Raw genomic sequence first — 6,324 nt, forward strand, 5'->3', positions numbered from 1 at the left:
CATGGCCACTTTACGGAACCTCGCGATCAACACCCTCCGCGACGCCGGCCACCACAACATCGCCGCCGGACTCCGAGAAGTCTCCTACACGCCCTGGTCCTGCACCAGATCAACGTCGGCACCGGCGAGATCGACGGGGACACCCTCGCCGCCTACGTCGACGGGTTCGAGCCCGGGCCGGGCAGCCGAACGCACATCACGACCACCTACTCGGGCTGCCGTGCCGGCTACCCGGTCCAATGGGCCGCGTTCGACGGAGGGCACTTGCCCGGCCCGGTCGACGGCTCACCCAACGAGAGCGGCGTCGCGACCTGGACCAAGGGAGAGATCTGGAGGTTCTTCGCACAGTTCCAGTGACACGTCCGCGCCACGGAGTGGAGCCGGGATGATCCTGGCTCCACTCCGTACCAACACGGTAAGCAGCCCGACGCGGTACGCCCTCGGGCCGATCGTGCCGCGAGGCTGATCACGGGCTTGTTCCCGGGGCGCGGCGCGGGTCGATGAAGTCCAGGTCGGTTACGGCCATCAGCCGTTGCATGAGGTGGACGGAGAGGTCGGCCCGAGCCTGGCCGGCCTCGTCCACGGCCTGCTGCGCGGATTCCAGCGCTTCCGGGTAGCCGGAGTCCGAGGGAGCCAGCCCGACCAGGGCACCCACACGTGCGGTGGCGCGGTCGAGCGCATCCAGGATCAGCTGCCGCTCGGATTCGTTCACTGCGATGGTGTGATCACCTACACGGGTCCTCGGCAGTGTGCCCTCCGGTTGCTGCACCGGGAGACCCGCCGTTGGCCCCCACGGCTGCCTGGGACTGTGAAGTACCCGAGACTGGCTCCGACGCGTCGCGGAGATGGCGAAACCATCACGAACGCCATCGTAGACAGCCGTAGTCACCACGTCTCTGGACTGGCGAGCGCTCTCCCAGAAGTCGTCCACTGCCTGGCCGTTCTGGACTTTGTCCAAGGTCACATCCAACAGGTAACACCAATTGCCGACCACCCTGCGGATAAGGGCCACGCGCGCGACCTGGCTGCTACGGCGCTCGTGCGTCCTGGCCTCTTCGGCTTCCGACTGCGCCTGCTCGCGCTGCCGTTCTGCCTCTTGGCGTGCTGCCTTCTGAGCCCGGAGCGGGCCCCAGTATGCGGCGGCTCCGGCGAACGCCGCACCGCCCAACGCACCGAGCAGACTGTAGACCGCGTCCTGCATACCCCCGCCTCCGGTTACGCCGCAGCTTGGATGAGCCGCTGTGCAGCCACGGAGCCCCCGTGCTTCCGCCTTGCCGCGCAACACCCCACGCACCGGCGGCCCCGCCCCCACCATGCTGCCCGAAGTCGGGAACTTCGAACAGGACACGCCACGCCCGGGTGCCGGCCCCCGAGTAGGAAACGCGCCGACACGTCGTCCTCACATGTCGCTGCAGAAAGCCCAACTGATGTGCCGCGAAAGGGAACCGGAGTGATCGCGCCGACGTGAAGGTCGGTGACGGGGCCAGCGTGCACGGACGGAAGCGGGGGGCCGTTCACACACGGAAGCGTGACCCCTGCCATACACATGACGTGTGGCAGGGCAGAGCCCCACGGCCCGATCCTCAGGGGGGATCTTGAGTACATCGCACCGCATGTCACCGCAGCGCAGACGGCTGCGCGCCCTGGCCGCCGGGAGCGTTCTCGCCCTGGCCGCCGGCGCTCTGGCCGCCGCGCCGAGCGTCGCCGCGCCGAGCCCGGGCGCGCCGAGTGTCGCCGTATCGAGGTTGGCCGTGCCGAGCCCGGCCGTGCCGGCGCCGGCACCGTCCACCGTGACCGGAACGGCCGGCGGCCAACCACTCCCGACCGTCGTCATGCCGGTCCAGGTCCCGGCCGAGATGGCCGCTGCCGCCAAGCCGCGCCACGACGTCGACGGAGACGGCGTCAGCGACATGATCGTCATGGAGTACGACCAGGTCACGGCGGTCTACCTGTCGTCGATCAAGGCCTGGAGCGAATACACGATCCACAAGACCGATCCCGACCCCGAGGCCTCGTTCAAGGACCTGCTGCCGGTGGGCGACGTCGGCGGCACCACCCAGCCCGAACTCCTCTCACTCACGTTCGACGGCGTGCTCACGCTCTACGAGGCGGGTGTGAAGAGCACCTCGGCGCCCCTGTGGTCCGGCGGCGGCTGGCAGAAGTACAACCGTCTCATCGCCACCGGCGACATCACCGGGGACCGCCGCCCCGATCTACTGGCCCGGGACCCCGCCGGTGACCTGTGGCTGTACACCGGAACCGGGACGGTCAGCAAGCCCTTCAACTCCCGGGTCAAGGTCGCCTCCGGCTGGGGGATCTACGACCAGGTCGTGGGCGCCAACGACGTCGACGGCGACGGCATCGGCGACGTCCTCACCCGCAACCTGGCCGGCGAGTTGTGGTTCCACAAGGGAGCCGGCAACGCCACCGCCCCGCTCAAGCCCGGCGTCAAGGTCAGCACCGGCTGGAACGCGTACAACGTGATCACCGGCTCGGACGACGGCGACGGCGACGGCCGCAGCGACCTGCTCGCCCGTGACCACGACGGTGTGGAGTACTGGTTCAAGTCGATCGGCGGCGGCAAGTTCGCCGCACCCGCCTACTTCGGCAGCGGCTACGAACTCAACAAGTTCATCGTCGGCGCGGGCACCACATCGCTCTTCGGCAAGGGCCAGAACGTGATGACCCAGGCCGACAACGTCCTGGTCAAGTACCACGCCCTGGCCGACGGCACCTACTACTCGACGGCGTACAACGTCGGCAAGGAGACGCCCGGCTCCCGCAACACGTACGCCACGGGCCTCAACAGCCACAACCACGCCAGCTACGTGCAGAACATCGGCACCGACCTCTACGTCCGCGGCGTGAAGGTCGCTACGTCGTGGAACTACACCATGATGGCCGGCCCCGGCGACCTCACCGGCGACGGGAAGGGGGACCTGGTCAGCCGTGACTCGGCCGGCGTCCTGTGGCTGCACCCCGGCGACGGACTGCCGTACACGAAGTTCGGGACGCGCATCAAGGTCGGCACCGGCTGGAACGGATACAACACCCTCGTCGGCGCGGGCGACTACTCCGGGGACGGTCGGCCCGACCTGCTCGCCCGGGACAACGCCGGCGGTCTCTTCCTCTACAAGGGCACCGGCATGGCGAGCGCGCCGTTCGCCGCCCGGGAGCAGGTCGGCAGCGGCTTCAACCAGTACGACACGCTGTTCGTCCCGGGTGACATCAACGGCGACAGCAAGGGCGACCTGATGGCCCGGCTTCCGGGAGGCGTGGTGTACACGTACACCTCGACGGGCAAGACTGGCGCCGCGACCTTCGCCCCCCGGGTGAAGTTCGGCACCGGCTGGAACATCTACAAGAACATGCTCTGACCTCAGCGGCCCGGCGATGCCCCCGCCTTCCGGGAAGGCGGGGGCATCGCCGTGTCTCAGGCCGTGGTGCGGCGCCGGCGGCCGGTGCCCGCGACCAGGGCCGCGCCCATGGCCACGGCCACGCCGGCGCCGCCGAGGGCCCAGGAGGCGGCCGGGTCGGCGCCGGTGGCGGCGAGTTCGCCGCCGGTGGGCGCGGTGACCGTGCCGGCGCCGGTGCCAGCACCAGTGTTGGCGCCGGTGCCGGTGTTGATCGGGGTCGCACCGCCGTCGGGCTTCGGCTGGTTGCCGGTGTTGCCCATGCCGGTGTTCCCGGTGTTCCCGCTGTTACCCGTGCTGCCGCCGGCGTTGCCGCCGGTGCTCGTCTCGCCTGCGACGATCTTGGTCAGGCGGGCCTTGGAATGCGACGCGACGTACGAGTGGCTCTCCTCGTCGTACGGTCCGGCGCCCCAGAAGCGGATGCTGAGATCACCCTTGGGAGCGTTGGCGGACACGCGGAAACGGACCTGGACGTCGAAGGCCCTGCCGCTGCCGACCGGCCCGGCCGCGAGCCCGTAGCCGAAGGTGTCGGGGTCCCCGACCCGGTCGTACGTCCGGTGCCAGCCGAGGACGCCGTACTCGTCCTTGCTGTAGACCTCGACCTCGACCTGGCTGCTCTTCATGCCGGGCCGGTCCAGGTGGGACAGCGTCATGCCCAGCTCGAAGTCCTCCAGGGAGTCCTTGCCGGTGTTGTCCACACGGACGGTCGTATTCGCCCAACCGTCGCCGACGGTGACGGTGGCGGGCGCCTCGGCCACGGTCAGGACAGGACCCTCGATGACGGTCGGCTGCGTCTCTCCGCCGTCCTCGGCACCCGCGATCTTGGACTGGTACCAGGTTCCGGGAGAGGAGCTGACGACCGACCCGCTGCGGCTGGCGCCGTCGGAGTACATCTCGAAGGCGACGACCGGGGCGTCGGCGGTGAAGGCGATCCGTACGTCCACCGTGTACTTCGCATCGGCGGCCACGGCGGCGGTCTTCCCGAGGTTGTACTTGAACCCGGGCCCCATCGACTCGGCGGTGATGGCCTTGACGGGCTGCCAGACGCCGCCGACCAGCCGCTCGACCTTGACCTGCGAGGTCGTGAAGCGTCCCTCCCACTGCATCACGTTGATGCTCGGGGTGTAGTCCGGGACGGCGCGGTGGCCCTCGTTGTCCACCTCCACGGTCAGCTTCGTCCAGCTGCCGTCGTTCGTGAACCCGTCCTCGGGGATGCCCTGGATGGTGACCTCCGGGCCCGCCAGTATGCCGGTGGGCGGCTGGTAGTCGTCATCGGAGGCGCTCTCGGCCTTCTCCGGTGCCGCCTGCCCCGCGGGCTTCGGGGTCTCCTGCTGCTGCGCCGCCGGGGCGGCCGCCGGAGGAGCCGCGGGTACGGCCACGGGCGCGGGCTCGGGCGCCTCCACGGGCGCGACGTCGCCCTTCGGCTCGGCGTCCGGGACGGTCACGGCGGGCTGGGTGACCTCGTCGGCCATGGCCGGAGTGGTCATGAGTACCGTCGGGCCGACGACCGCGGCCGCGGCCACCGCGGCGAGGCGCCTGTTGAGCTTCACTTGGTGTTCCCCCTCTGATTTGAACAGGATCAGACTAGGAGGCGGATGATCCTTCAATCATCAACGACGGTCACGGCTTGGCCTCGATATCGCCGAACCCCTTGCCCGGTTCCGGACATACGGTGCGCCGCGGACGCGGCGGGCCAGGCCGCTGCCTTCGGACCATCGGATTGTCGGCCCGGCGGGCTGCTCGGCCGGGTGTCGAACGGGGCTCGGTTGCGGCCGGCCACCGACACCTGATCCGACCGGTCGTTCAGCCACACCTTCGGCCGGGTCCGGGGCGAGCACCAACTGGTGCCGGGTTGGCCGTACTCGATCGTCGCCGCCCTGGAGGCCGGCAGCACGTCGTGGAGCTCGGACCGGGTGATGCCGCCAGTCAAGGGCCAGGCTGGCCGGCGCCTACCGCCGAACCCACCCCGGTATCGACATCCGCATCCGCGACACCGATCTGACCGACCCGACGTGCGGGCTGCGCACCGGACTGGTCGACGTCGCACTGACCCGTGCGCCGTTCGACGAGACCGCCCTGACGGTGCGCGCGCTGCGCACCGATCCGGTCGGCGTGGTCCTGCGCGCCCACGATCCGCTGGCCCGCTGCGACCGGTTGCGCCTGGCCGAGCTGAACGACCGCCGCTGGTTCCAGTTTCCGCAGGGCACCGACCCCATCTGGCAGTCGTACTGGAACGGAGGCACGCCGCGCGAGGGCCCCGTGGTGCGCGCCGTCCAGGAATGCCTGCACGCCGTGCTGTGGAACGGCACGGTCGGCCTGGCCCCCCTCGGACACGACCTGCCCGCGGAGTTGGCCGTGGTGCCGCTGATCGACATGGCGCCGAGCCGGGTGGTGGCGGTGTGCAACGAAGGCGACACCAACCCGTTGATCCGATCCTTCATCGAGATCGCGGCCGCCGCCTACCGTCACTGAGTACCGGCAACCGGTGCCGCCGGTGATGGTTGAGCGGTGGGCGAGTCCGATGCCGGGCCTGTGTCGCGGAGCTCGGCACAGGCTGCGCGCAGGATGGAGATCTCGTGGTCGAAGTCGGTGACGAGCCCGAGCTGTCATCCACTGGGCTGGTCGCGATGTCCTGGATTTCTGCCCAGGCCAGCCGGCGTGTCCGGAGGGGCCCGCGGATCTCGATGCCGCTGCGGTCCACTGTGGTGCCGGTGCGCGGAAGTGCGACGGCCATGGCTGCGAAGGACAGTAGTGCCACTGAGGGCGGCGCCCTTGCCTGCCTGCGCCGAGGTCACGAGCTGCGACGACCTGCTCGCGACCTAGTAGAAGGCTGATGAAGATGTTGGGTTGTGGGGCCGCGGGCGGGGGGGGGGGAGGCAGTGGGGGTGGGGGGAGTGGCGGGGGGGGGGCC

General features: G+C 70.0%; 4 protein-coding genes and 2 pseudogenes. 3 read left to right on the forward strand and 3 right to left on the reverse strand.

Annotation, left to right across the window (positions count from 1 at the left end; all coding sequences use genetic code 11):
* Positions 1-357, forward strand: a pseudogene (locus tag AB0M99_RS37325) (hypothetical protein); the annotation flags it as partial.
* Between the two features lie 109 nt (positions 358-466).
* On the opposite strand, the gene AB0M99_RS37330 reads toward AB0M99_RS37325, so the two are convergent.
* The gene (locus AB0M99_RS37330; RefSeq protein ID WP_365928655.1) at positions 467-1,201 is read right to left on the reverse strand and encodes a hypothetical protein; all 735 of its coding nucleotides are present in this window, start codon (positions 1,199-1,201) and stop codon (positions 467-469) included.
* A gap of 412 nt (positions 1,202-1,613) precedes the next feature.
* Here AB0M99_RS37330 and AB0M99_RS37335 point away from each other — a divergent pair, with 412 nt between their 5' ends.
* The gene (locus AB0M99_RS37335) at positions 1,614-3,377 is read left to right on the forward strand and encodes a VCBS repeat-containing protein (protein WP_365928657.1); all 1,764 of its coding nucleotides are present in this window, start codon (positions 1,614-1,616) and stop codon (positions 3,375-3,377) included.
* A gap of 56 nt (positions 3,378-3,433) precedes the next feature.
* Here AB0M99_RS37335 and AB0M99_RS37340 read toward each other — a convergent pair whose 3' ends face one another.
* Entirely contained in the window at positions 3,434-4,963 is a 1,530-nt protein-coding gene (locus tag AB0M99_RS37340) for a hypothetical protein (RefSeq protein ID WP_365928659.1), read from the reverse strand.
* 382 nt (positions 4,964-5,345) lie between these two features.
* Here AB0M99_RS37340 and AB0M99_RS37345 point away from each other — a divergent pair.
* Positions 5,346-5,885, forward strand: a pseudogene (locus AB0M99_RS37345) (LysR substrate-binding domain-containing protein); the annotation flags it as partial.
* Here the strand turns inward: AB0M99_RS37345 and AB0M99_RS37350 are convergent.
* Positions 5,851-6,147, reverse strand: coding sequence for a PH domain-containing protein (locus AB0M99_RS37350; protein ID WP_365928661.1), 297 nt, complete (start codon positions 6,145-6,147; stop codon positions 5,851-5,853). The pseudogene AB0M99_RS37345 and the gene AB0M99_RS37350 overlap by 35 nt on opposite strands.
* Positions 6,148-6,324: the final 177 nt, after the last annotated feature.

This window comes from Streptomyces sp. NPDC051183, assembly GCF_040682455.1.
In the GTDB taxonomy this organism is placed as follows: domain Bacteria; phylum Actinomycetota; class Actinomycetes; order Streptomycetales; family Streptomycetaceae; genus Streptomyces.